A 25,777-nucleotide genomic window follows, 5' to 3' on the forward strand; every position below is an offset into this window, starting at 1 on the left:
GCCGGAAAAAGAAGCGCCCCCGAATGGTGGTGGAACACCAGACGGGGGCTAACCACAACGTAACTTCACGGAGTAACGCTATGGCTAACGCCGATAGTAACACACAGGCTCGCCCTGAAATCACCCCACATGACCCGGCATTTGCGGGCAATATCGCAACCCTGCTAGAAAAACCGCAGGGGGCAGCGATGGATCTCTTCCAGGTGCTCGATATTTGCGAGCAGTACGCAGGAGGTTTGATTGAAAACGAAAATCACACGGAAAGTATGGCGCTCTGTGGCCGCCTGCTCGCGGGGCTGGAAGTGCTGAAAAGCGTTTTAAAAGCCCCGATGCCGGGCTATCTGATAGAAAAGCTGACGATAAAAGAGAGCGAAACCGGCAGCTACGGTAACCCGATAGCAACGGACTCCGAAACGCTATGCGAATACTGCGCAGCGTTAACCATCGTTCTGCTGAACCACCAGGAATCCCCGGAGCAAAAAGAGCAGATGACCGGGCTGCTGTACGAATTGCTCGTTGCTCTGGTCGAAGATTTAAAAGCGCCGAGGTTTGTTCGTTCGGTGGACGGTGAGTTAAGAATGATTGAGGACGGGGCTTTGAATTTGGTTCATTAATGTTTTGTTGGGTTTGTAAATCCTTCTTCCCCCGATGGGGGAAGGGGGCTGCCGTGATCGAGAAGTGGAAGTTGACAATTTTCCGCGAACTCAAAAAATCACGACTGAAGTTGTAGCAATTCAACTGACTGTTTCTTTAGTCGGAGCTATGAGAAATCCCAGTTAATAACGATAGCGTTACAGTGTTTACAAATGAATTTATAAACACCCTGATCACCTCCGGGTGCATACCCAGTCATAAAGCTTTCCCAGTCTTTCCTGCTCTGGTCATATCTCTCCATCCAGGTGTGGATGGTTTTCTCATCTGCATCGATTATATCTTGAGCGGAAGCATCTCCATGAAATTCACAAGCATCATTACAATGCGTTGCCCACTCCTGGTCTTGCCAGGTAAAGAAACCTGGCGTGCGGTAACAAATCTCACTTGATACATTACCATCAACACATTCATGATCTATTTCATTAAAAAAACTGACTAAGCCGGATTCAACAGCCTTGCCAGTTTGAATGCATTGAGTACATAGCATGGCATCATTAGTAACCGAGGAATATTGGGGGCCAATATATTTTAAATCGCTAACTTTCCTACAGCAGTCACAAGTAAATGAACCCTCAGTAAATATTGTCGTTAAGTAATTGTCGCTCATATAGTTAAATCTGGACATATATAACCCTTATGTTACCAATGCACTTATTAACCTCTTTCCTCGAAAAAATAACACAAATAAAGATTTGTGACCTTCGAATGCGAAAGTATCTTCGAAATACATCTGTGCTGGCAGGTGTACGCGTATCAGTACAGGGGTGTTGTGACTCAATCTTTCCAGGGCACAGGTTCACCAATATAAGTATGTGTGCAGCAGCGGCAAGCCACCTTAACATCCTTTCCCGTAATCGAAGGATTTACCTGTTGCAGAATTCTATTCCCATCAACAAACAGTCCCGGATAAAAGCTACTTTCGCCAATGCAGATCAAATCCCTTCTCTGATGCTCATGCAGCGCAACTAACCAGAATACAGGCTCAGTGGTATCAAGGCGCCCACATACTTCGCTGAATATTTCATCCCACGGTTTTCCAATCTGTTTGATCAGAAAGTGAAATAATGGCGTATAGTCCCGGCCACGTTTTTGCCTGCCATGCATTGTCTCGCGCTTTGCCTGTAGCTCGTCTCCAACTTTTTTACGATTGCGTTCCCAGCGATACTCAGCACCTGGATTATTAGAATGATGTCGTGTAGTCGTGTTGACACTGCGATACAGTTTACGGGACTTATTTAGTTGATGAGTTCGCATAGCTTGAGCTCCTGCATCCTTTCTTTTGTGAGTCGATAACTCCTACCGGAGCCAGGACTAAATAAACAATAGCCACGTTTAAAGCGCTCTCATTCTGCAGAAATACTTTCCCACGGACAACTATCAAATGGCCTGAACTGGCTCCTCGCAGGAAAAACTATACAGAAGTAAACGTTAGGTCTTAAGCAAAGAAACCCGTAGGCGAGGCTATTCCACCTTTCTACTTTTCAACCATCCTACTCCTCACAGTTGCCCTTTCCCCAACGATTAGCTAGTATCCTTGCAGCTTCCAGTAAGTCGTAAACGTTAACGTTATCCAACGTACATATTCTCCCCGCATTCGGGGTAATTGTACTTGGGTAATATCATGGCACTGTTTACATCCCCCCTTATTGCGTACCGCAAGCCCCACATTCTGGGCTTTATCCTCTATTTCATCGTCGGCCTGGTCGACGGGGCGATTGTTCCCTTTTTCCCGCTGTGGGCGCAGCAGTCTGCCGCTATCCCGGTGGAGTTTATTGGCCTGCTTTTCGGCTGCTATGCCGGGGGCGAGCTGCTGGCCGCGCCGTTTATCGGCGGCATTGCCGACCGCGTGGGCAGAAGGCCCGTTTTGATTATTTCGGCTACCGGCGTCGGGGCGGGCTTTATTGCGCTGTTTTTTGCGCACGGCGTTTTTGCGGCAGCCGCAGTGCTGATCGTTATTGGCCTGTTTGAATCGGTGCTCCACCCGACTATCTACACCATTGTGGCCGACGCGACGCCAGCCGCAGAGCACCGCCGTCAGTTCAGCATTATGCGCGTATGCTCCGGCGCTGGCGCAATCGCCGGTCCGCTTCTGGGTACAGTGCTGGTGCAAGAGGGGCTGGGCTATGTCTTTCTGGCCGGAGGATCGCTGATGGTTGCTGGTGGCCTGATGCTGACGATTTGCCTGGCGGAAACGCGTTCATTAGCCGCTGATGAGGGCGATGAGGATGGCGATGAAGAAGGTTTTAGCGCGCTGCTGCCCGCGTTCCGGGACAGTCGTCTGGCCGTTCTGCTGATGTGGGTGCTGCTGCTGGGCGTGGCCGGGAGCTGGGTGGAGGCCGTTATGCCGCTGTACGCGAGCAATCAGATGGGAATGAGCGCCGCCAGCATCGGTTATCTGTTCGCGTTTGGCGCGGGGATTAACACGGTTGGTCAGCTCGCCTTAACGAAGCTGTTTGCCCGGCGTTCGCCGTTGTTTATCACCCTCAGCGCGGGTTCGGCGCTTATCACCGCATTTGGTCTGCTGCTGGCGTACCCGCACGTTGTTTCGTTGGTGATGGCGGTCTGCCTGTATTCATTATCCCAGATGATGACTGGCCCGCTGATCCCGACGGCGGTGAATAAGTTAGCCCCGGCGCGGTTACGAGCGACCTACATGGCGGCGCTTTCGGTAGTCAGCGATCTACAGGGATCGGTGGGGCCAGCTACCGGCACGGCATTATTCGCGCTTTCGTTTACGCTGCCGTGGGCAGTCGGCATTCCGCTGGTCCTGCTGGCGGTGACCGGGTTAGGGCTTGCGCTCACAGCAGGGGATAAACCGGCTAATCGTTAATGCTTTGCAGCCAGGATTCGACCTGCTGGTAATCTCCACGGAAGACGATTTGGTCGGCCTTCTGGCTGAGCTGATAGCGGTACATCGGGTCGTAATACTCTTTCAGCAGCGGCGACAGCCAGGCCAGATGGCCTTCGCAGGATCCGGTTTTCCTTTGGGTTATCAGCGCTTCGTCCAGCTTCGCGGTGAACTGCTGGAAGCGCTCCATGCCCAGACGGCGGCGGATGGCAAACAAGCCGTGGTGCAGGTACTCGGCGTAATTGCGCCACGCGCTTTCTTCATCGCTGACGGATAAAAATGCCTCGATCATCTGCCGGAAGTATTCGTTTTTGAGGCGCTCCAGCCGCAGTTCGAACGGATCGTCGATCGCCACAATTGGCGAGCGCAGCATCTGATCTCTGAAGGCTTCGGGGATATGACGGGAACCAATCATCCGGCCTTCATCTTCCACAACCAGCGTTGTGGGCTCGACAGGGCTGATTTTGAGCAGGGTGACGGCGAGGTTGTTTTCGAAGCTTGCCTGAGAAGGCTGCTCCACAATCGTGCGGCCAAATGACGAGCCGCGATGGTGTGCCAGGCCTTCAAGGTCGACGCCCGTCGGCAGCGAGCGGATAAGGATTGTTTTGCCGCAGCCGGTATTGCCGCTGACGATAACCATCGGCCACTGAGAACGGGTTTCTGTTACTTGCATAGCATGCTGGCGCAGGGCTTTGTAGCCGCCGGTGACCAGCGGATACTCCAGGCCGTTTTCCCGCAGCCACTGCTGCACGATATGGCTGCGCATTCCGCCGCGGGCGCAGCACAAATAGCCTTCAGGTTGCCTGCGGCAGCTTTCCAGCCAGCGTGCGATTCGGCTGGCTTTTAACTCCCCGCTGACCAGCCGGTGCCCCAGTTCGACAGCGGCCTGCTGGCCCTGCTGCTTATAGCATGTCCCGACCTGTGCACGTTCATCGTCCAGCATCAGCGGTAAATTATGCGCAGCGGGCATGGCTCCCTGAGCGAATTCTACCGGGGCGCGCACGTCGATAAGCGGGATGTCGTTGAGCAGCAGGCGGTCGTAGTCCTGCGCGTTTGGGCGTTTTTCCATGGCATAACCTTAGTCTGAAGCGGCGAAACGTTGGGGATTGTGCGCTTCTGGTCGGGCAAAGGAAAGGGCAGGGTGGGAAATTGGTCTGACCCTCCACAGAAATTAGAGGGTCAGAAGAGGTGCGGTTTTACTTCACCAGCTTGCTCTGAGCCCAGGCAATTCCGCTGGCGTACTCAGGCGGCAGCAGCGGTACTATCGCTTCGAGCGAGGCGCTCAGGCGGTCGGTGTCGCTGTCGTTCAGGTTGAGGTGGCCCACTTTACGGCCGGGGCGCACTTCTTTGTCGTACCAGTGCAGGTGCACCAGCGGCAGCTTCAGCCAGTCATAATTCAGGTCGGTGCCAATCAGGTTAACCATCACCGAAGGCGCATTGACCACCGGCTGCGGCAGCGGCAAATCAACAATGGCGCGCAGATGCAGCTCAAACTGGCTGATGGATGCGCCGTTTTGCGTCCAGTGGCCGCTGTTATGTACGCGCGGGGCAAGTTCGTTAATCAGCAGACCGGACGGAGTAATAAAGCATTCCATCGCCATCACGCCCACGTATTTCAGCTCGTGCATGATGGCGCTAAGCATGGTTTCTGCCTGGCGCTGCTGCTCCGCGTTAGCATGAGGGAAAGCAACGCTGGTGCGCAGAATGCCGTCCTGGTGCAGGTTATGGGTCAGCGGATAGAACACCGTGTTGCCGTCGTGCCCGCGTGCGCCAACCAGAGAAACTTCGCCGGAGAAGTTAATCCCCTGCTCGACGATACATTCCCCGTAGCACTCTTCCGGCAGTTGGTCGGTTTCATCCGCACGTAAGCGCCACTGGCCGCGGCCGTCATAACCGCCGACGCGGCGTTTTACGATGGCGAGTGAACCAAGCTTACCGAATACGTCGTTCCACTCGTCGCTATCTGAAAGCAACTGCCACGGCGCTGTTGCCAGCCCGAGCTTGTCGAACAGCTGTTTCTGCGTCAGGCGGTCGGCGATTATCGGGAAGACATCGCGGTTCACGAAGGCATTATGGCGAGCGAGTTCGCGGGTCAGCGCGGTCTCCGGCCAGCGTTCAATTTCTGCGGTAATAACGCTCTGCGCAAAGGGAACGGCTTCCGGTTCGGCGTCCAGCCCTACGGGGTAAACGGCGATGCCCAGCGGTTCACCTGCCTGGCGTAGCATACGGCCCAGCTGGCCGTTGCCTAATACGCAAACCTGCTTCATGCCTCACCCCGTGGGTCCGGGTTATCCAGCACTTCGTCGGTCTGGCTCTGGCGCCATATGGCCAGGCGCTGGCTCAGTTCGGCATCGTGTAAGGCAAGGATCTGGGCGGCCAGCAGGGCGGCGTTAGCGGCTCCCGCTTTGCCAATCGCCAGGGTGCCAACCGGAATACCGCGCGGCATCTGGACGATAGAGTAAAGGCTGTCCACGCCGCTCAATGCGGCGCTTTGTACCGGCACACCCAGTACTGGCACCAGAGTTTTTGCGGCCAGCATGCCCGGCAGATGCGCTGCACCACCGGCCCCGGCAATGATCACCTGGTAGCCATTGGCTTCGGCCTGCTCGGCAAAGCTGAACAGTTTATCCGGCGTGCGGTGGGCGGAGACGACTTCGACATGGTGAGGGACATTCAGGGCGGTAAGGATTTCAGCGGCGAACTGCATGGTGGCCCAGTCACTTTTGGAACCCATAACAATGGCGATACGCGCCGGGGTGTGCTCAGAAGACATGCGTCTCAAAACTCCTGTGGGTGTGCAGACATCGTCGAGCGTCGTGCGCTCGGTCAGAAGGGCTGAGAGAATAGCACGATCCTGAGGCAAGGAAAACGGTTGCGTGGTTAACAATGCGGCAAAAAAACAGTTTCAGGATCAGAACGGGAAGCGAATCAGCTCGACGTTTTCCGGCGTGACTTTCACCATCGAACCTTCCTCGTGCCACGCGCCTAATACGCAGCGAAACGCGGGTTTCCCGTTGGCGCTCAGCTCGTGAATGGCGGGGCGGTGGGTATGGCCGTGAATCAGCCACTGCACCTGTTGCCGGGTGAGGGTATCGATAACCGCCTGCGGATTAACGTCCATGATATCCATCGACTTGCTGCTGTTGGCCGCTTTGCTGCCTGCGCGCATGCGTGAGGCAATGCGTTTGCGGATAAACAACGGCAGCGCCAGAAACAGCGTTTGCAGCCAGGGTTGATGCACTTTACGACGAAATGCCTGGTAGCCTTCATCGTCGGTACAGAGCGTGTCGCCGTGCATGATTAGCACTTTGCGGCCATAAAGATCGAGCAGCTTTTCTTCCGGCAGCAGGGTCATGGCGCTGGCTTTGGCAAAACGCTTGCCGACCAGGAAGTCACGATTGCCGTGAATGAAGTAGCAGGGCACGCCTGAATCAACCAGCGCTTTAATGGCGGCGGCGATTTGCCCGTGCAGCGGTTCCGGGTCGTCATCGCCAATCCAGGCTTCGAACAGGTCGCCCAGGATGTAGAGCGAGTCGGCTTTACGCGCTTCACCGGCTAAAAAACGCAGAAAACCGGCGGTAATCGCCGGTTCTTCTGAGCAGAGGTGTAAATCTGCAATAAACAGCGTCGACATTATTCGGCTACGGTTACGCTTTCGATAATAACGTCTTCTTTCGGTACATCCTGGTGCATACCGCTGCGGCCGGTGGAAACGCCTTTGATTTTCTCAACAACGTCCATTCCTTCAACCACTTCTGCGAATACGCAGTAGCCCCAACCCTGCATGCTTTCGCCGCTGAAGTTCAGGAAGTCGTTGTCGGCAACGTTAATGAAGAACTGTGCGGTTGCAGAGTGCGGAGCCTGGGTACGAGCCATCGCCAGCGTACCGCGGGTGTTTTTCAGGCCGTTATTCGCTTCGTTCTGAATAGTGTCTTTGGTCGCTTTCTGCTTCATACCCGGTTCGAAACCGCCGCCCTGGATCATAAAGCCGTTGATCACACGGTGGAAAATGGTGTTGTTGTAGAAGCCTTCGCGGCAGTAATCCAGGAAGTTTTTAACGGTAATCGGCGCTTTATCATCAAAAGTTTTGATGACGATATCGCCGTGATTAGTGTGAAAAGTAACCATGCTTGCATCCTATGAGTGTCAGAGAGTACGACGGCAAACGGTGCTGTCGTACCAGCACGCTGTTATAGCATAACGCTACATCATAGTCAGTAATGCAAAGCAGACTGCCGCCGGGGAAAATTATCGGGTAAGATAACCGGAGTATTCTTCCACACGCTTACATGGAATCCCCTGATGTTAAAAATATTTAATACCCTGACTCGCCAAAAAGAGGAATTCAAACCTATTCATGCCGGAAAGGTAGGCATGTACGTGTGTGGTATCACCGTTTACGATTTGTGTCATATCGGCCATGGCCGTACTTTTGTCGCGTTTGACGTGGTTGCCCGCTACCTGCGTTCTCTCGGCTATGAGCTGAACTACGTGCGTAACATCACCGACATCGACGATAAAATCATCAAGCGCGCGCAGGAAAACGGCGAAGATTTTGTCGCCCTGGTTGACCGCATGGTGGTTGAAATGCACAAAGACTTTGATGCCTTGAACATTTCCCGCCCGAACAGCGAGCCGCGAGCCACCCAGCATATTCCCGAAATCATCGAAATTGTTGAACAGCTTCTGGCGCGCGATCACGCCTATGTGGCTGAGAATGGCGACGTGATGTTCTCGGTGGTTACTGACCCGAATTACGGTTTGCTGTCTCGCCAGGATCTGGATCAGCTCCAGGCCGGCGCGCGCGTTGATGTGGTTGACGTGAAGCGCAACCCGATGGACTTCGTGCTGTGGAAAATGTCCAAGCCGGGCGAGCCGAGCTGGACTTCTCCGTGGGGCGAAGGTCGCCCGGGCTGGCATATCGAATGTTCGGCAATGAACTGCAAAGAGCTGGGCAACCATTTTGATATCCACGGCGGCGGTTCCGACCTGATGTTCCCGCATCACGAAAACGAAATCGCGCAGTCTACCTGTGCCCATGACGGCGAGTACGTCAACACCTGGATGCACTCCGGGATGGTGATGGTTGACCGCGAGAAAATGTCCAAATCGCTGGGCAACTTCTTCACCGTGCGCGACGTGCTGAAATATTACGATGCGGAAACCGTGCGTTACTTCCTGATGTCCGGCCACTACCGCAGCCAGCTTAACTACAGCGAAGAGAACCTGAAACAGGCTCGCAGCGCCCTGGAGCGCCTGTATACCTCGCTGCGCGGGACCGACAGCAGCGTTGCGCCGGCAGGGGGGGAAGCCTTTGAAGCCCGCTTCCGTGAGGCGATGAATGATGACTTCAACACCCCGGAAGCCTATTCCGTGCTGTTTGATATGGCGCGTGAAGTGAACCGCCTGAAAACCGAAGACATTCATGCGGCTAACGGCCTGGCTTCGGCGCTGCGCAAGCTGTCTGCCATTCTGGGACTGCTGGAGCAGGATCCGGAGCAGTTCCTGCAAGGTGGCGCTCAGGCGGACGACGGCGAAGTGGCGGAAATCGAAGCGCTTATCAAACAGCGTAATGATGCACGTAAGTCTAAGGACTGGGCGCTGGCGGACCAGGCGCGTGACCGTCTGAATGAGATGGGCATCGTGCTGGAAGACGGCGCGGGTGGGACAACGTGGCGTCGTAAGTAAGTTTTCAAATGTGAAAAAGCGGCTCAATGAGCCGCTTTTGTTGATAACAAAGAGGGAAAAAGCGTGGTTTTTCCCTCTTTGTGGTTATCAGCCGAAAATCAATCAATTGATTTTCCTTATTTACTGAAATTAAATCCTATGACAATCATTCTGTTGTCTGGGATCTCTCGACACGATGAAGCGGCTCAATGAGCCGCTTTTTTTATGCCTGGCCGCTGTGGCGCGGCCTTATTTGCAGGTGCTTTATTCTGGCGCTGAGGTGCGAATCAGGTAATCAAACGCGCTCAGGGAGGCTTTAGCGCCTTCGCCGGTCGCGATGATTATTTGCTTATAAGGCACGGTGGTGCAGTCGCCCGCGGCGAAGACGCCCTTCACGGTGGTTTCGCATTTCGCGTCGATGATAATTTCGCCCATGCGGTTGCGCTCCACGCTGCCTTCCAGCCAGGTCGTGTTCGGCAGCAGGCCGATTTGCACGAAGATGCCGGACAGGACAACGTCGTGGACGCTTTCGGTTACGCGGTCTTTATATTGCAGACCTGTCACTTTGCTGCCGTCGCCTTTCACTTCCAGCGTTTGCGCATTCAGGATGATGTCTACGTTCTTCAGGCTGCGAACTTTATTTTGCAGAACCTGGTCAGCTTTCATTTCCGGGGCGAATTCCAGCAGGGTGACGTGTTCGACGATGCCTGCCAGGTCGATAGCCGCTTCCACGCCGGAGTTACCGCCGCCGATAACCGCTACGCGCTTGCCTTTAAACAGCGGGCCGTCGCAGTGCGGGCAGTAGGTCACGCCCTTGGTGCGGTACTGATCTTCGCCAGGCACGTTCATATTGCGCCACTTCGCGCCGGTCGCGATGATAATGCTGCGGGCCTTCAGGGTTGCGCCGGAAGCCGTTTCAATCTGGTGCAGTCCGCCTTCCGCTTCTGCCGGGATAAGCTTGCTGGCGCTTTGGGTATCAATAACGTCCACGTCGTAATCATCGACGTGGGCTTTGAGCGCCCCGGCCAGCTTCTGGCCTTCGGTTTTCGGCACCGAAATGTAGTTTTCGATATCAACGGTATCCAGCACCTGGCCGCCGAAACGTTCGCCCATCAGGCCGGTACGAATGCCTTTACGTGCCGCATACACTGCCGCCGCCGCGCCCGCAGGGCCGCTTCCGACAATCAGCACGTCGTAAGCATCACGTTTATTTAGCGCTTCTGCCGCGCGTTTTTCCGCGCCGGTGTCAATTTTGCCGACGATTTCGGCAAGCGTCATGCGGCCCTGGCCGAACTCTTTGCCGTTAAGGAATACCGCCGGAACGCCCATCACGTTGCGTTCCTGAATCTCATTCTGGTAAACGCCGCCGTCAATCGCAGTATGGCTGATGCGCGGGTTGAGCACGCTCATCAGGTTCAGCGCCTGCACAACGTCCGGGCAGTTGTGGCAGGAGAGCGAATAATAAGTTTCAAAGTGGAAGTCACCGTCTATCTCGCGGATTTGCGCCAGCAGATCCTGAGACTCTTTGGACGGGTGGCCGCCGGTCTGGAGCAGCGCCAGCACCAGAGAGGTAAATTCGTGACCCAGTGGGGAACCGGCAAAGCGCGGACCCTGATTCGAGCCTGGGTTGGTAATCAAAAATGACGGTTTGCGCACCGGCAGGTCGTTATTAATGGTGAAAGTAACTTTGTCTGATAAGTCAGCTATCTCTGCCAGCAGCTCTTTTATTTCTGATGATTTTGCGCCGTCGTCCAGCGTGGCAATCAACTCAACAGGCTTAGTTAGTTTCTCAAGGTAGGCTTTGAGTTGGGTTTTCATATTTGTGTCGAGCATGATAAGTCTCCCTGGTGGCGAGAAAAAACGGCTACCAAAAGGAGTAGCCGTAAAATAAAAGAGGGTAACGCGGGTAAAACTTAGATTTTGCCGACCAGGTCCAGAGATGGAGCCAGAGTCGCTTCGCCTTCTTTCCATTTAGCCGGGCAAACTTCACCTGGGTGAGAAGCAACATACTGAGCGGCTTTCACTTTACGCAGCAGGTCAGAAGCGTCACGGCCGATGCCTTCTGCGGTCACTTCGATAGCCTGGATGATACCCTGTGGGTCAACAACGAAGGTTGCGCGGTCTGCCAGACCTTCGTCTTCACGCATGTTTTCGAAGTTACGGGTCAGCGCTCCGGTTGGGTCGCCGATCATCGCGTATTTGATTTTAGCGATGGTTTCAGAGCTGCCGTGCCACGCTTTGTGGGTGAAATGGGTGTCGGTAGAGACGGAATAAACGTCCACGCCCAGTTTCTGCAGTTCTTCGTAATGGTCAGCCACGTCGCCCAGTTCGGTAGGGCATACAAAGGTAAAATCAGCCGGATAGAAGAAGAACACGCTCCAGCGTCCTTCGGTGTCTTTTTCCGTGACTTCTACGAATTCGCCGTTTTTAAAAGCCTGGTTTTTGAAAGGTTTAATTTTAGTATTGATTAAAGACATCTGAACTTCCTCCGTTTTGCGATGGGGCTAAGGTAACGAAGTTTTGGTTCAGGCTCTAATGGGTAGGTTTTATCGAATCAAGAGGTGTTACCTAACAAGATGATATTGTGCAGGTGGATTGACGAGGAATTCCCGAACCACTCTCCTGTACCGGCTGATACAGGAGAGTGTGATATCAAGTGTGCGGTATTAGCCCGCGGCAGAGGTTTTTTTGGTGAACAGCGCGTAAATGTCACGCACCAGAAGTGCAATGCTATCGGCATTATTGAGCATAACAGTAGCTAAATAGCCTGGATCGTTTCTGAGAAGGTAATCCAGCGCCTGGTTGTCGGCCAGCTCCTGCATTAAAGGCTTATAAACTGCGATACTTTTAAAATAATTAAGATTTAATTTCTCAAAATTAAGCCTTTCGTCTCTCTTTATCTCTCCATTTTTTATTTTATCTATCATGTGGCTGATTGATTTCGATGCTTCTAAATACTGCCCTTGATGCAACGGGTTGTAGCTTATATCCAGTGTCATGCCGCCAAAGTGCGAAGCTTCATGCACAAGGATGTTAACCAAATCAGGAGCGTGTTTGCCCTCCTCAACATAATGATAAGTTTCATGGTCCCCGTTCATGTAATACAGTTTGTCGGAGTTTATGACAAAGTTTCTGCTGCCATCGGTAGGCGTGAATGCAATCGTACCGGTTAAACAGTCTGCATAATTTAAGATCGGCGGCCCATATGGATCCTCTTTGGGTAAGAGCTGTTTAAAGGTTTTTGATGGGGTTTTATTGATGTAAGATAATATTATTTTGTCTGATTTTAAATTCTCTCTGATAAATTCAATGCGCTGGGCGAGGGCTGCGGAGAAGCTATGAACAAACAATGTGCTGTCTGTTTTGAATGTGCTGGAGATATAATCGGTTACTTTTTTGTCAGATACCTCAAGCCTGTTTATAACGAGTTCAAACACGTTGTTTTTAATATGATTAATGATGCTTGATACTTTCCATTTTGCAGCGTAAAGATATGAAAAAGAATTCTCATTTATTTCTGAGAGTGAAATTGATTGGATAATGTTCTCCATTGCTTGTGAATATCTTTTGGGATATAGCTCTGCTCTGATAATATCCGGTGAAAGAGTTATCTTGGGTGTAATACGGAGCTCTATATCGGGGATGTTATATACGCCAGATTTTAAAACAGCTTCGACAGCAGTATGAATTTTATTTGCATGGCCGAGTGAAACAAGATCTTCATTTTCGAAATAGTTATCTATCGATGCTCGAGGAACATTTACGGTGCTTGCCAGATACTCCTCAGGAAGGGTAAGAATGACCTCGGTATCTTTGTCATTTTTTTTCTCTATCAATGTCACGATGGCTAGTTTATCTTTTTTCTCAGACAGCAATGGACTTTTATAAAGCTTAAGGGCTTCTTTATTTGTTGGGTTTTTTTTATTTGAGGCAGCTATCCATTCAGCATTAAAGAAATGCCCTTCATGCAGGAAGTAATATTTTCCATTTTGCTGATTGCGATAGATGTTTGGGTACTTCTCATCAGGAAGAGGATGCATGTCTTTAGTTAATATAGTTTTGCTGCTGGTATTTCTGTTTTTGATTTCTTTTTTTAATAGTTGGTCAAGAGATGACGTCATTTTTAATTGACGGCATCTTGATTTTTGTGTGGGTGATTTCTTCTCGGCACATACAGTTAGCGGAATAGTGGAGAGGAATTCATCGTTATTCTTTTCTCTAATTAGCAGGTATTTGTCATTGTGAGGATAGAGTTTTGTTACGGACTTTTCACTCTTTTTAAGATTCTCTATTTCAACCGTGCCCTCACTATCAATGTGTAGGATGTTGAAATTATTATCACCTGTAGAAAATATCATATTAAAGTTATTATCAATGAAAACCCCTTGTCCTACATTAATTTTGGGATGGGATTGGCTGGGTTTTCCATTTTTCATCAGATATTGATATGCTTCATCCTCAATAAAATAATTCTCATTAAAGTTAGGTATTCTGGCTTTATGAAAACTATAGAAGTTAATATTTTTGCTGGTCAATGGATCGGAAAGAGGAGAAGAGAGAGCGTTCGTTTCCTTGAGTAGAATTTTTTCTGATTCTTTAAGATTTACCATTGTTAAGAGTTCATCGTCATCAGCCAGTAAAACTCGTACCCTGTTAATGAATGCGTAACCCAGGAGTTCTTCTGCCTCCAGCATTTCGCTGAGCAAACTCATGCATAATATGTTAATAGCATTATCACGCAGTTTTTTGTACTCGGATATTTTCTCCTGGTAGCTGTCGGCATTCAGAGCTCGTACAAGGTTAAAAGCAAATGAAATAAATGGTGTGACAGGGTTGGGGATCAAATTTAAATCATAGAGTAAATTTTCCCATAGTCCAGTCTGATAATGTTTTGGAGCTTGAGATATTACTGAAAGGTCTGATTTTATTTTTTTTAATATTCTATCATGATATTCATAGAAGAATTTGTTCTTATTTATTGGTTTTCCTCTTGCAATTACATTTCCGTAGTTGTTGTTTTTTTCAAAATACATTAGCCAACTGTCAATGCCATCATAAAAATTACCATCCTGGCGGATGAGTAAGCTGAAGTGTGATGCTAATTGCTCCCTTTCGTTTCTTGTTTTGCAAAAATTCATTACCCAATGCTCCATTGCTGAGTCGTTCGGTAGGCCGATAAATTTAACGATATTGTTAGGGAAGTAAAGTGTTATGCGGCCATTTTTGTGATTCTTGAATATAAAAGCATTTGAAGCTTCATAACTGTTGATGGCGAATGGTGATAGGGTAACATCTTTTCCCGGTAACTTGCCTATCCCCTCTAATACATCTTTAACAAAGTTGTTATCGATCATGCTATTTTCCAGACCGACAACAAAGTCAATGAAACGTCTTTTGATAAATGCTTCTTTGTTTTCTAATGAAGGGAGCAGCTGATTCTGGGCAAAAGATGAAATGTCAAAGTCAGAAAAAATAGTGACGACATCGGATGCCAGGATATTTAATTCGTCTTTCTTAATAAAATGTCTTTGGTTTATTTTGCTAATGTTATAGATTCCGCAATCTATATCTATACGAGATTCTTCCCAGTCAAATGGGTTGTCTTTTGAGTTAAGTAGCCAGTTGGTAAGGGTGGTGTTTATTTTGGCTGGAGCTAATTTAACGGCGTATTGATCAGCTGTTTTACCCAGGAAAGGCCTTCGCGGAAATAATTTATCCTCTACAAGTATATAGTCCCCGTTGAGGCACAGCAGGTAAGTTGTCGTTGGATCTATATTTATGTTTTTAAATTTAGGGATTGTTTTTTTTATGTGTTTTGAAACAAGATTTTTGATTCTGTTTTTTGTCGATGAGGTATCTTCATAGTATTGAGATATTTTTTTGTCCCCACTGCTGATGAAATCGTCATGAATGTCGATAATGTTTTCGGTTATATTGTCAAATAGGTCAGGTAGACTCTGCTGGGCAGCTGATGGGGTAACAGAGTCTGCGTTAGCCATCGGGAATTTTAAAATATCGTAGGGGGTAATATAATCGGTTATCTGTTGTATTCCATTGGTCATTTTATTCCATATTCCCGGAGGCCGGGAAGGGATATCCAGGATTGGTTTTTGTGGGGGGGAGTAGTTTATGGATGGTGGCGGGTTAACCTTATTTTCTGGCACCAAAAAAACCTTGTTCACTTCTGGTCGGCTTTGGGGGGGATTGGTATGACGCGTACGGTTTTCTCTCGAAATATCTTCCGCCCTCGCAGGTGTTACGGCTGGCCCGATATGATGATTTCGCACCGTACTCAGTACCGCAAGGAGATTAACCATCGCATGAGCAGTATTTTGTCTGTTGTGATTACCCGAATGTAAACCTGGCCGGCACGCCAGTTTTTTGATTCTTTCATCCTGAGACTGTTGAGTAGGCTGGTATTTATCTTGTTGTCTGGTGTGGCTTCCCGTAGCCCGGCGATGCTGTTGATAAGGGATTGATATATTTGGCATGGCTATATTCCCGAAAATAATGAAAGAGTTGCCCTGAAGATAAATTGATTTTTTATTTCAGAGGTCAGCAGATTATTTGTATGGGACGAGTCTTTCTTGCAGGAAACGCTTAATGATAACTAGCGAAGAGGTGAGGAAGAAAATGATTTCAATGAATTGTTATTTTTGGTGATTATTGGGCAATAACTTCTGGATGTTGTAATTGATAGGGCGAGATGGTTTTTTATTGGCCCCCTTCGTTGCGGGAAGGGGGCCGGCGTTGCGCGTTACAATTCCACTTTAAAAAATTATAACAGCGGTGAAATTACAGCATCTAACGGCTAAACAGGTCAATTCCCCGCTCCGTTGTAGTGGCGATGATTGTAATAGCTGGAAACTATTAAAGGGTTTTTGTCTTAAAATGCACATAAGTGGCGAGAAATCCAAAGCGATGCACAATTTGATTACGGGGGAATTGCAGCGGCGTTGCAACGACGCTAAATTGGCGGGCTCTTATCTTCCTGAGTCATGAAACCGCGCCGCACGGCGGGGTTTTTGAGGTACTGGCGTTGTCGGAATTGCTTTCTGTTGGGCTATTTATAGCGGCGATTGCCGTGTACGCGGCGAAGGCCGGGCGAAACATCTGGTGGCTGACGGCCATTCTGGTGATGCTCGGTCTGTTTATCGTGCTTAACGTTACGCTGCTGGCGAGTAACTATTTTACCGGCGAAGGCATTAACGATGCGGTGCTCTATACCCTGACCAGCAGCATGACCGGGGCAGGCGTTGGCAAATATGTTCTGCCCGGGCTTGGCATTGCCGCCGCGCTGGTGGCGATGTTTGGTGGCCTGACGTGGGTTCTGCGGCGTAAAAATCGGCCTCATCATCTCGGCTATAGCGTGCTGGCGCTGGTACTGGCTCTGCTCTCGATTAAAACCACACCGGCTTACCAGCAGGTAGTTTCGCTGATTAAATCCCAGACCCGCAGCGGGGATTCCGATTTTGTCGCGTGGTACAAAGTGCCGGAAGGCAACATCAAAAATCCGAAGCTGAACCTGGTTTATATCTACGGCGAAAGCCTTGAGCGTACTTATTTTGACGAGCAACAGTTTCCGGGGCTTGCGCCGGACCTGAACACTCTGAAAAGCGATTCACTGGATTTCAGCCATACCGGCCAGATGCCGGGCATGGATTACACCATCGCCGGGATTGTCGCTTCGCAGTGCGGGATCCCGCTGTTTGCCCCGTTTGAAGGTAACTCGTCGGCTTCAATGTCGAGCTTCTTCCCGAAGAACATCTGTCTTGGCGATATCCTGAAAGCCTCCGGCTACCAAAACTACTTTATTCAGGGGGCTGACCTGCGCTTTGCCGGTAAAGACATCTTCCTGCAATCTCACGGCTTTGAGCACATGTATGGCGCTCAGGAACTGAAGGGAATGGTGGCCGACCCGAACTATCGTAATAACTGGGGCTTTTACGATGATACCGTGCTGGAAGAGGCTTATGAAAAGTTCATCGAGCTGTCGAAGGCCGGTAAGCGTTTCTCCCTGTTTACCCTGACGGTAGACACCCATCACCCGGACGGATTTATATCGAAAACCTGTACCCGGCGCGGCTATAGCTACGAAGGCAAAGACAATCGCTCATTTGGCGCGGTGGCGTGTAGCCAGCAGCACATTGCCGCGCTGATTGAGAAAATCAAAGCCTCGCCTTATTTCCGCAATACGGTGATTGTAGTTTCTTCTGACCACCTTGCGATGAACAACACCGCTTATAAATACCTGACAAAGCAGGACAGGCAGAACCTGTTTTTTGTGATCCGCGGCGATCGGCCGCAGGCCGGGCTTAAGGCGGTGAAACGCAACACCATGGATAACGGCGCGACCGTGCTGGATATCCTCGGCGGCGGAAACTATATCGGGCTGGGCCGCAGCAGCCTGTCTGGTGAGTCGCTGTCGATGATTTTCACTAACCTTAAAGAGAAGGTTATCGAGTGGAAGCCGGACGTTATCGACCTGTGGAATTTCCCCAAAACCATCAGCCGCTACGGCATAGACCAGAAGAAAAATACCTTCAGCTATTCCGGGGCGCACTTTAAGCTGCCGCTGCTGCTAAAAATTGGTAAGGGTAAAATCGAGCCGCTGCCGGAGAGTGAATATTCTGCGCCTCTACGCTACCAGCTGGCTGATTTTAAAAGCGATGACCGGTTTATCTGGGCCGACCGCTGCTACAAAATGGCTCGCCTGTGGGCGCCGGAGCTTGCGCTTTCAAATGAGCTTTGCGTGGCGCAGGGGCAGCTCGGCGGCGAGCCGACGGTGCGGCTGGCGGGCAATCCGCTGGATGAATATAACGTGCAGTTTGCCGAACAAAAGCTCGATAACGCGCGGTTTAAACGCAACGTCTCACAGCTGAAAGCCGATGAAAAAGACATCCGTTACCAGGCCGATAGATTTATTTTCAACGTGGCCGGAGCGCCGCAAACCGTGAAGCAGTTCAGCGGAGTTTCCCGCCCGGAGGCCTGGGGGCGCTGGTCGAACGGCAATACCGCACCGCAGGTGAAAATTGACTACTTTGAACCGCTGCCAGAGAAGTTTGATCTGGTGCTGATCGCCAAAGCTTTTGGCCCGAACGTGGGTGAGCCGGTATCGATCAAAGTCGGGGAGCAGGAACAGACGATCACATTTGGGGATCAGCTTTCTACCGTCACGCTGCGTTTTGAAAACCCCGAAGGCAGCAACGTGCTAACGATTGAGCCGCCGAAGCCGCAGTTGTCGAACGAGGGAAATATTCTTGGGCATGAGCCGCGCAAGCTCGGGGTGGGGCTGGCTGAATTGAAGATTGTGCCGATAAGCGAATAACCCCGCTCCCCGGGAGGGGAACGGGCGGGCAGGTCAGAGGATTTCCAGAACCTGCTCGGGCGGGCGGCCAATGCGAGCTTTACCGTTGGCCAGCACGATAGGGCGCTCGATAAGCTTCGGGTGCTCAATCATGGCTTTTATCAGCGCGTTTTCTCCGAGGCTCTGGTCGTCAAGCTTCAGTTCTTTATAGAGCTCTTCTTTACGGCGCATCAGTTCCCGCGCGCTGGTGAAGCCTAATTTTGCCAGCAGCGACTTGACGGTTGCTGCATCCGGCGGGGTTTCCAGGTAAAGCACCACTTCCGGCTCAACGCCATTTTCCTTCAGCAGGTTCAGCGTTTCGCGGCTCTTGGAACAGCGCGGGTTGTGGTAGATTTCGACCTTCGTGGACATAGAGACTCCTGTTTACATCTTCATATAAGGTTTAAAACGCTGCTGTAGCTGGCGCAGCTGATCGATGCGGGCGTCATAACGCGCCTGTTGCAGGCTGCCCAGCTTGACCTGCGAACTGGCGCTGCTGAGCAGGGAAATAGCCTGATCGAGCCGCCCGTTTAATGCCATAACTTCCGCCCTGGCGGCCAGCTCCTGGTCGCGATTACCCAGCGCTCCCTGAGCCTGAGCCAGCAGATCCCAGCCGTTGGTATCGTCGGCATGGGCGAAGGTATAGCGGTTGAGCAGGGTTACCGCGGCGGCAGGCTGGCCGCCTTCAAGGTAAGCGTTGGACAGGTTGAGCTGTAGCACCGGGTTATTTTTCAGATCCGGCGCGTTTTTCAGGCGGTTAATGGCATCGTTGGCCTTGTGCTGGCCGAGGTCGATATCGGTAGCGAGATCGAGATACCACGGATTAGTCGGCTGGGCGCTAAGCAGCGGCTGTAGAGACTTCCTCGCCTCATCGTACTTACTGGCCTGTAGGGCCAGCAGCGCTCGACCGTACTGGGCTGCGCTTTGCTCACGCACGTTGCCTTTTGACCAGGTATCCAGCATATCGGTGGAGAGCTGGTTGCGCCCGGAGTTATACATCCCCAGCGCGCGGGCTTTTGCCATGTAGAAATTTTCTGAGGACTGCACAACAACCGGGCGCATTTGGTTGGCGCGGTTGCGGGCGTCCGCAAGGCGGCTTTCCGGCAGCGGGTGGGTCAGCAGAATTTCCGGCGGGCGAGAAGAATAACGAGCCTGGTCGAGTAATTTTTCCAGAAAGCCGGGCATCGCCTGTGGATCAAAACCAGAACGTTGAAGCACCTGGATCCCGATGCGGTCTGCTTCCTGCTCGTTTTGCTGGGTGAAACTGATCATCCCCTGCTGCGAGCCCGCCAGCGTACCGGAAAGCGCCGCCATCCCGGCCTGCGGGCTGGCCATCGCCAGCAGAATAGAGCCCAGAGCGCCAACCCAGGTCAGCGGAGCGTTTTTCTTCTGGTCTTCCATCGCGCGCGCGAGGTGGCGCTGGGTAACGTGGGAAATTTCGTGCGCCATAACCGAAGCCAGCTGGCTTTCGGTATCGGCATAGCGGAACAGCGCCGAGTGCAATACCACGTTTCCGCCGAAGAAGGCGAAGGCGTTAATCTCGTCGTTATTGATTAAAAAGAAGTGGAACGGGGTTTTTACCGAGTCGGCATGGCTAACCAGCCGCATGCCGAGGGAATTAATATATTGGGTCAGCAGGGGATCGTTAATTAACGGTGCGCTGCCGCGCAGCTGACGGACGTAGAAATCGCCCATCTGCATCTCCTGGCCGATGGACAGCGTGCTGCCTGCCGACGTCCCCATATCGGGCAGTTGATCGGTAACATCCGCCCGTGCCGGAAGCGAGCCGCCTGCCAGCAGCGCCGCCATAAGTGTTGCAATCAGGGTCTTTTTCAACTGCCTAACCATAACTACTGTCCCGTTTAGTCGTCGTCCAGATTTTGACACGATGAATACCAGTTTGTTCGCATAAAGAAGTGTACTGTAGGGCGTTGAAGCTGCGAACATTTTATTTAGTGGATAAGCAGTTTGTAATGCGCCGTAAAAAGCGAAGTCTTTGCGGTGACATTTAGATACAATTCGGCCTCGTACAAAAGTTTCACGGAAGGGATGTATGCTCGACATGTTGTTGCAGTGGTATCGCCGTCGTTTCAGCGATCCGGAGGCTATTGCCCTGCTGGTTATTCTGGTGGCGGGTTTTTGCATCCTGTTCTTCCTTCACGGCCTGCTGGCGCCTCTGCTGGTCGCCATCGTGCTGGCCTACCTGCTGGAGTGGCCGACCGTTCGCCTTGAGCGGGTGGGCTGCTCTCGCACCTGGGCAACAACTATCGTGCTGGTGCTATTTGTCGGCATTCTGCTGCTGATGGTGCTGGTGGTCGCTCCCGTAGCCTGGCAGCAGGGCATCTACCTGATTCGCGACATGCCGGGCATGCTCAATAAGCTGTCCGACTTTGCCGCCACGCTTCCTAAGCGTTACCCGGCGCTGGTGGATGCGGGCATTATTGATGCCATGGCGGAGAACATGCGTGGGCGTCTGTCCGGCATGGGTGACCAGGTGGTGAAATTCTCGCTGGCGTCGCTGGTTGGGCTGCTGACCCTCGCCATTTATTTGATCCTGGTGCCGCTGATGGTGTTCTTCCTGGTGAAGGACAAAGAGCAAATGCTGAATGCCGTGCGCCGCATTTTGCCGCGTAATCGTGGCCTCGCCGGGCAGGTCTGGCTGGAAATGAACCAGCAAATCACTAACTATATTCGCGGCAAAGTGCTGGAAATGATCGTGGTTGGCGTGGCGACCTATATCGGATTTATCGTCTTCGGGCTTAACTATTCGCTGCTGCTGGCGGTGCTTGTCGGCCTTTCGGTGCTTATTCCGTATATCGGCGCATTTGTGGTCACTATTCCGGTGGTTTGTGTGGCGCTGTTCCAGTTTGGCCTCGGCACAGAATTTTGGACGCTGTTCGGCGTGTACCTGATTATTCAGGCGCTGGACGGTAACCTGCTGGTGCCGGTGCTGTTCTCCGAGGCGGTGAACCTTCACCCGCTGGTGATTATTCTCTCGGTGGTTATCTTCGGCGGGCTGTGGGGGTTCTGGGGCGTGTTTTTCGCCATCCCGCTGGCTACGCTGATTAAGGCTGTGGTACATGCCTGGCCGGATGCGACGCTTATCGACGACGGCGTCGGAGATAAATAACAGCCACAAAAAAGCCGACGGTTAAGTCGGCTTTTTTATTTATTCTCGGGTCAGGCGTTTTCGTTCACCCAGCCCAGCACGATGTCGTGGTGGTTGCTGGTTTTGAAATCGTCAAACACCTTCTCAACCTTGCCTTCTCCGTCCAGCAGGAAGCTGATACGGTGAATGCCATCATAGGTTTTGCCCATAAAGGATTTCTCGCCCCACACGCCAAACTGGTCGCAGACCTGGTGGTCTTCATCAGAAAGCAGGGTGAAGTTAAGCAGCTCTTTCTCGGCAAAACGGGAAAGTTTTTCCGGCTTGTCGGTGCTGATTCCCAGCACTTCCACGCCGCGCTTTTTCAACTCATCCATGTTGTCGCGCAAACCACATGCCTGCACGGTGCAGCCTGGTGTCATCGCTTTAGGATAGAAATAAACCAGAACTCGCTGTCCCTGGAAGTCGGTTAAATTTACTTGTTCGCCGTCCTGATCGGGCAAGCTAAATTTCGGTGCAATATCACCGGCTTTCAGTGGGCTCATCGCTACTCTCCGTCTTTAATCGTCTTGCTGTGGGTTAACCACGCTAATAGTGCCTTCTGCTTTCAATTCTGTACATAGGGCTTTAAAAGCTTGCTCAATAATTGTTGCATCCTGGGAGCCTGGGCTGTGGGCGGTTATTTGAATATACAGCCGCGGCCCAACGTCATTTTCGGCGGGTTTGGTGCGGGAAACCAGCTCTGCAATGTTCATCTGATGGGTATCGAACAGGTGGGTAAAACGCTCAATCAGATGCGGAGAGTCGGCGACTTCAACCTGCACCCAGACGGTGGCGGGCATCGCCGGTCTTTCCTGAGCCGTTGTGCGCTTCATCACAATTAACAGATCAAGCTCCGCGCCCTTAAGCGGCAGGGTGGACTCAATCAGGGTTATCGCGTTCCAGCTGCCGGAGAGCAGCATAATGAAGGTGAACTCTTCACCCAGCATCGCGAGGCGGCTGTCTTCGATATTACAGCCGCAGCTGCTGACGTGGCGGGTAATGGTATTGACGATACCAGGGCGGTCCGCCCCCAGGGCTGTGATAACCAAATAATGACGTGATGAGGGTGCCAAGCGCGTTCTTCCTGTGAATCGGTGAGATTGACATTAGGAAAGCATAAAAAAAGTATGCTGCCAACCGCTTAGCGCCTTCTGGCGGCTTGCTTTTGCTATGGCACCAAACGTAACATTGGAGAACATGTTTGCAAAGAGGGTGGCTAATGTTTACGGGAAGTGTTGTCGCGCTAATTACGCCGATGGATGAGAAAGGTAGTGTCTGCCGGTCCAGCCTGAAAAAACTGATTGATTACCATGTCGCCAGCGGAACGTCGGCGATTGTATCGGTAGGGACTACCGGTGAATCGGCTACCTTAAGCCACGACGAGCACGTCGACGTAGTGAAGCTCACGGTGGAACTGGCTGACGGGCGTATCCCGATTATTGCCGGCACCGGTGCGAACGCCACCTCTGAAGCTATTTCCCTGACCAAACACCTCCACAACAGTGGAATTGTTGGCTGCCTGACGGTCACCCCTTATTACAATCGTCCTACCCAGGAAGGCCTGTACCAGCACTTCAAAGCGATTGCTGAAAGCACCGATCTGCCGCAGATGCTGTACAACGTGCCGTCGCGCACCGGCTGCGACATGCTGCCGGAAACCGTTGGCCGCCTGGCGAAAATTAAAAATATTATCGGTATCAAAGAAGCCACCGGGAACTTAAGTCGCGTAAACCAGATCAAAGAGCTGGTTGAAGATGACTTCATCCTGGTGAGCGGCGATGACGCCAGCGCGCTGGACTTCATTCAGCTCGGCGGCCACGGGGTAATTTCGGTTACCGCAAACGTAGCCGCGCGTGAGATGGCGGAAATGTGTAAACTGGCCACCTCAGGGCAATTTGCACAGGCTCGCGAAATTAACCAGCGTCTGATGCCGCTGCACCATAAATTATTTGTAGAACCCAACCCTATCCCGGTGAAATGGGCCGCCAGGGAGTTGGGTCTTGTGGCAACCGATACCTTACGTCTGCCGATGACGCCGCTGACCGACGAAAGTCGCCCGGTGATTATCAGCGCGCTTAAGCATGCCGGTTTGCTGTAAAGCTTAGGGAGATTTGATGGCTTACTCAGTACAGAAGTCGACGGTGGCAAAAGTTGCTGTTGTTTCGCTCGCCATGTTGTTAGCGGCGTGCAGTTCCGATCAGCGTTACAAGCGTCAGGTTAGCGGCGATGAGTCCTACCTGGATGCAACCCCACTTGCGGAAATCCACTCTCCGGCCGGAATGATCCTGCCGATACAGAATGGCGACTACAACATTCCGGTCACTAACGGCAGCGGTGCTGTAGGTAAGCAGCTGGATATTCGCCCACCGGCTCAGGCTCTGGCTCTGGTCAACGGGGCGCGTACTCAGTTTACCGGCGATACCGCGTCTCTGCTGGTTGAAGGGAATAAAGCCAGCGGCCTGTGGAACCAGGTTGTCAGCATTATTCAGTCCCAGAACTACACGATTGCGAAGCGCGACGACGCTGGCCAGACCCTGACTACCGACTGGGTACAGTGGAACCGTGCTGACGAAGACGTGCAGTATCGTGGCCGCTACCAGATTACCGTGCAGCCTCAGAACTACCAGCAGGCGGTTGTGGTTAAGTTGCTGAATCTGGAGCAGGGCGATAAGCCAATTGCCGATGCCGCATCCATGCAGCGCTACAGCGCGCAGATGCTGAACGTTATCAGTGCGGGCCTCGACAAGTCGGAAACGGCTCGCCAGAACACGCAGGACAATCGCAGCTCCGCACAGCTCGACGTGCAGAGCGCCGCGGATGATACCGGCCTGCCAATGCTGGTGGTCCGTGCGCCGTTTAACGTCGTGTGGAACCGTCTGCCGGCCGCGTTGGAAAAAGTGGGCATGAAAGCCACCGATACTACCCGTTCTCAGGGCAATATCGCGGTGACCTACAAACCGCTTTCCGACAGTGCGTGGAGCGAGCTGGGTGCAAAAGACCCGGGCCTCGTGAGCGGCGACTATAAGCTGCAGGTCGGCGACCTCGATAACCGCAGTAGCCTGCAGTTCATCGACCCGAAAGGGCACACGCTAACGCAGTCTCAGAATGATGCTCTGGTAGCCGTCTTCCAGGCAGCATTCAGCAAGTAATACTCAGGGGCCGGATAATTCCGGCCCTTGTTATTTAAGCCTATGTAGATACCCTGAATAATTCGAGCTGCAGGAAGGCGGTAAGACTGGAAATCTCCGGGAGCATAGCTAACTATGTGACCGGAGTGATCAGGCGCAACCAACGCACATGCAGCTTGAAGTATGACGGGTAAACCCCTCCGATTGCGCAAGCGATCGCTATACCTGGAGTAAGAAAGATGCAAAAGCAAGCTGAGTTGTATCGTGGCAAAGCGAAGACCGTCTACAGTACGGAGAACCCGGACCTGTTGGTACTCGAGTTCCGCAATGATACGTCAGCAGGTGACGGTGCGCGCATTGAGCAGTTCGACCGCAAAGGGATGGTAAACAACAAGTTTAACCATTTCATTATGGCCAAACTGGAAGAAGCGGGTATCCCGACCCAGATGGAAGCGCTTCTGTCCGACAACGAAGTGCTGGTTAAAAAGCTCGATATGGTGCCGGTTGAATGCGTCATTCGTAACCGTGCCGCAGGATCTCTGGTAAAACGCCTCGGCATTGAAGAAGGCATTGAGCTGAACCCGCCGCTGTTTGACCTGTTCCTGAAAAACGACGCCATGCATGACCCTATGGTCAACGAATCTTACTGCGAAACCTTTGGCTGGGTGAGCAAAGAGAATCTGGCCCGCATGCGTGAGCTGAGCTACAAGGCAAACGACGTGCTGAGCAAGCTGTTTGATGACGCCGGGCTTATCCTCGTCGACTTCAAGCTGGAGTTCGGCCTGTTCAAAGGCGAAGTGGTGCTGGGTGACGAATTCTCCCCGGACGGCAGCCGCCTGTGGGACAAACAGACGCTTGATAAGATGGATAAAGATCGTTTCCGCCAGAGCCTGGGTGGCCTGATTGAAGCGTATGAGGAAGTTGCCCACCGTCTTGGCGTTAAATTAGACTAACCACGCAATCGTTTACGTTGCGCAATGGGGTGC

Annotated in this window: 22 protein-coding genes; 8 read left to right on the top strand and 14 right to left on the bottom strand. The window is 52.0% G+C overall.

From position 1 onward, the window contains the following. The first annotated feature begins 80 nt into the window (after positions 1 to 80). Positions 81 to 614 (top strand): hypothetical protein, encoded by a 534-nt coding sequence (locus tag ACG1VR_RS05950; protein ID WP_395490456.1) that lies wholly within the window; start codon positions 81 to 83, stop codon positions 612 to 614. 146 nt (positions 615 to 760) lie between these two features. Here ACG1VR_RS05950 and ACG1VR_RS05955 read toward each other — a convergent pair whose 3' ends face one another. Both ACG1VR_RS05955 and ACG1VR_RS05960 read right to left on the bottom strand, forming a co-directional pair. Continuing rightward, on the bottom strand, positions 761 to 1,279 hold the full coding sequence (locus ACG1VR_RS05955; protein ID WP_395490457.1) for a CbrC family protein: 519 nt from the start codon (positions 1,277 to 1,279) through the stop codon (positions 761 to 763). 149 nt (positions 1,280 to 1,428) lie between these two features. Then, positions 1,429 to 1,908 (bottom strand): hypothetical protein, encoded by a 480-nt coding sequence (locus tag ACG1VR_RS05960; RefSeq protein ID WP_227318777.1) that lies wholly within the window; start codon positions 1,906 to 1,908, stop codon positions 1,429 to 1,431. Between the two features lie 367 nt (positions 1,909 to 2,275). On the opposite strand from ACG1VR_RS05960, the gene ACG1VR_RS05965 reads away from it, so the two are divergent. Next, positions 2,276 to 3,484 (top strand): MFS transporter, encoded by a 1,209-nt coding sequence (locus ACG1VR_RS05965; RefSeq protein ID WP_395490458.1) that lies wholly within the window; start codon positions 2,276 to 2,278, stop codon positions 3,482 to 3,484. On the opposite strand, the gene mnmH is transcribed toward ACG1VR_RS05965, so the two are convergent. From mnmH to ppiB, 5 genes are all read right to left on the bottom strand, one after another. Next, a complete protein-coding gene (gene mnmH, locus ACG1VR_RS05970; RefSeq protein WP_395490459.1) occupies positions 3,474 to 4,571 on the bottom strand; it encodes a tRNA 2-selenouridine(34) synthase MnmH in 1,098 nt (365 codons plus the stop codon). The two genes, ACG1VR_RS05965 and mnmH, sit on opposite strands and share 11 nt — an antisense overlap. Before the next feature lie 127 nt (positions 4,572 to 4,698). Then, on the bottom strand, positions 4,699 to 5,769 hold the full coding sequence (purK, locus tag ACG1VR_RS05975; RefSeq protein WP_395490460.1) for a 5-(carboxyamino)imidazole ribonucleotide synthase: 1,071 nt from the start codon (positions 5,767 to 5,769) through the stop codon (positions 4,699 to 4,701). Further along, positions 5,766 to 6,275, bottom strand: coding sequence for a 5-(carboxyamino)imidazole ribonucleotide mutase (purE, locus tag ACG1VR_RS05980; RefSeq protein WP_016537612.1), 510 nt, complete (start codon positions 6,273 to 6,275; stop codon positions 5,766 to 5,768). The genes purK and purE overlap by 4 nt, the downstream gene beginning before the upstream one ends. A gap of 138 nt (positions 6,276 to 6,413) precedes the next feature. Beyond that, the gene (gene lpxH / locus ACG1VR_RS05985) at positions 6,414 to 7,136 is read right to left on the bottom strand and encodes a UDP-2,3-diacylglucosamine diphosphatase (protein ID WP_016537611.1); all 723 of its coding nucleotides are present in this window, start codon (positions 7,134 to 7,136) and stop codon (positions 6,414 to 6,416) included. After that, the gene (gene ppiB / locus ACG1VR_RS05990) at positions 7,136 to 7,630 is read right to left on the bottom strand and encodes a peptidylprolyl isomerase B (RefSeq protein ID WP_016537610.1); all 495 of its coding nucleotides are present in this window, start codon (positions 7,628 to 7,630) and stop codon (positions 7,136 to 7,138) included. Before ppiB ends, lpxH begins: the two co-directional genes overlap by 1 nt. A gap of 174 nt (positions 7,631 to 7,804) precedes the next feature. On the opposite strand from ppiB, the gene cysS reads away from it, so the two are divergent. Then, positions 7,805 to 9,190, top strand: a complete 1,386-nt coding sequence (cysS, locus tag ACG1VR_RS05995) for a cysteine--tRNA ligase (RefSeq protein ID WP_216374840.1) — start codon at positions 7,805 to 7,807, stop codon at positions 9,188 to 9,190. A 243-nt stretch (positions 9,191 to 9,433) separates the two neighbouring features. Here cysS and ahpF read toward each other — a convergent pair whose 3' ends face one another. The 3 genes from ahpF to ACG1VR_RS06010 all read right to left on the bottom strand — a co-directional run bounded on the left by ahpF (position 9,434) and on the right by ACG1VR_RS06010 (position 15,660). Continuing rightward, positions 9,434 to 11,002, bottom strand: a complete 1,569-nt coding sequence (gene ahpF, locus ACG1VR_RS06000) for an alkyl hydroperoxide reductase subunit F (protein ID WP_395490461.1) — start codon at positions 11,000 to 11,002, stop codon at positions 9,434 to 9,436. 80 nt (positions 11,003 to 11,082) lie between these two features. Further along, entirely contained in the window at positions 11,083 to 11,646 is a 564-nt protein-coding gene (gene ahpC, locus ACG1VR_RS06005) for an alkyl hydroperoxide reductase subunit C (protein ID WP_008460202.1), read from the bottom strand. Positions 11,647 to 11,835: 189 nt separating this feature from the next. After that, positions 11,836 to 15,660 carry a dermonecrotic toxin domain-containing protein gene (locus ACG1VR_RS06010; RefSeq protein WP_395490462.1) on the bottom strand — a complete coding sequence of 1,275 codons (3,825 nt, stop codon included), beginning with the start codon at positions 15,658 to 15,660 and terminating at the stop codon, positions 11,836 to 11,838. A 548-nt stretch (positions 15,661 to 16,208) separates the two neighbouring features. Here ACG1VR_RS06010 and opgB point away from each other — a divergent pair. Continuing rightward, complete coding sequence (gene opgB, locus ACG1VR_RS06015; RefSeq protein WP_395490463.1) at positions 16,209 to 18,497, top strand: phosphatidylglycerol--membrane-oligosaccharide glycerophosphotransferase; 2,289 nt, start codon at positions 16,209 to 16,211, stop codon at positions 18,495 to 18,497. 33 nt (positions 18,498 to 18,530) lie between these two features. On the opposite strand, the gene arsC is transcribed toward opgB, so the two are convergent. Both arsC and bepA read right to left on the bottom strand, forming a co-directional pair. Continuing rightward, positions 18,531 to 18,887 (bottom strand): arsenate reductase (glutaredoxin), encoded by a 357-nt coding sequence (arsC, locus tag ACG1VR_RS06020; RefSeq protein ID WP_395490464.1) that lies wholly within the window; start codon positions 18,885 to 18,887, stop codon positions 18,531 to 18,533. Positions 18,888 to 18,899: 12 nt separating this feature from the next. Then, positions 18,900 to 20,363, bottom strand: a complete 1,464-nt coding sequence (gene bepA, locus ACG1VR_RS06025) for a beta-barrel assembly-enhancing protease (RefSeq protein WP_395490465.1) — start codon at positions 20,361 to 20,363, stop codon at positions 18,900 to 18,902. A gap of 205 nt (positions 20,364 to 20,568) precedes the next feature. Between bepA and ACG1VR_RS06030 the strand changes: the two genes are divergently transcribed. Further along, entirely contained in the window at positions 20,569 to 21,645 is a 1,077-nt protein-coding gene (locus ACG1VR_RS06030) for an AI-2E family transporter (RefSeq protein WP_016537603.1), read from the top strand. Between the two features lie 50 nt (positions 21,646 to 21,695). Here ACG1VR_RS06030 and bcp read toward each other — a convergent pair whose 3' ends face one another. Beyond that, positions 21,696 to 22,166: a thioredoxin-dependent thiol peroxidase gene (bcp, locus tag ACG1VR_RS06035; protein WP_016537602.1), complete on the bottom strand. Its 471-nt coding sequence runs from the start codon at positions 22,164 to 22,166 to the stop codon at positions 21,696 to 21,698. 15 nt (positions 22,167 to 22,181) lie between these two features. Then, entirely contained in the window at positions 22,182 to 22,736 is a 555-nt protein-coding gene (locus tag ACG1VR_RS06040; protein ID WP_039898557.1) for a glycine cleavage system transcriptional repressor, read from the bottom strand. A 146-nt stretch (positions 22,737 to 22,882) separates the two neighbouring features. On the opposite strand from ACG1VR_RS06040, the gene dapA reads away from it, so the two are divergent. The 3 genes from dapA to purC all read left to right on the top strand — a co-directional run bounded on the left by dapA (position 22,883) and on the right by purC (position 25,744). Further along, the gene (gene dapA, locus ACG1VR_RS06045; RefSeq protein ID WP_016537600.1) at positions 22,883 to 23,761 is read left to right on the top strand and encodes a 4-hydroxy-tetrahydrodipicolinate synthase; all 879 of its coding nucleotides are present in this window, start codon (positions 22,883 to 22,885) and stop codon (positions 23,759 to 23,761) included. Between the two features lie 16 nt (positions 23,762 to 23,777). Continuing rightward, positions 23,778 to 24,812 (top strand): outer membrane protein assembly factor BamC, encoded by a 1,035-nt coding sequence (gene bamC, locus ACG1VR_RS06050; protein WP_016537599.1) that lies wholly within the window; start codon positions 23,778 to 23,780, stop codon positions 24,810 to 24,812. A gap of 218 nt (positions 24,813 to 25,030) precedes the next feature. Beyond that, positions 25,031 to 25,744 carry a phosphoribosylaminoimidazolesuccinocarboxamide synthase gene (gene purC, locus ACG1VR_RS06055; protein ID WP_008460193.1) on the top strand — a complete coding sequence of 238 codons (714 nt, stop codon included), beginning with the start codon at positions 25,031 to 25,033 and terminating at the stop codon, positions 25,742 to 25,744. Positions 25,745 to 25,777: the final 33 nt, after the last annotated feature.

Origin of the sequence: Cedecea davisae, assembly GCF_044095835.1 — a bacterium.
Classification (GTDB): domain Bacteria; phylum Pseudomonadota; class Gammaproteobacteria; order Enterobacterales; family Enterobacteriaceae; genus Cedecea; species Cedecea davisae.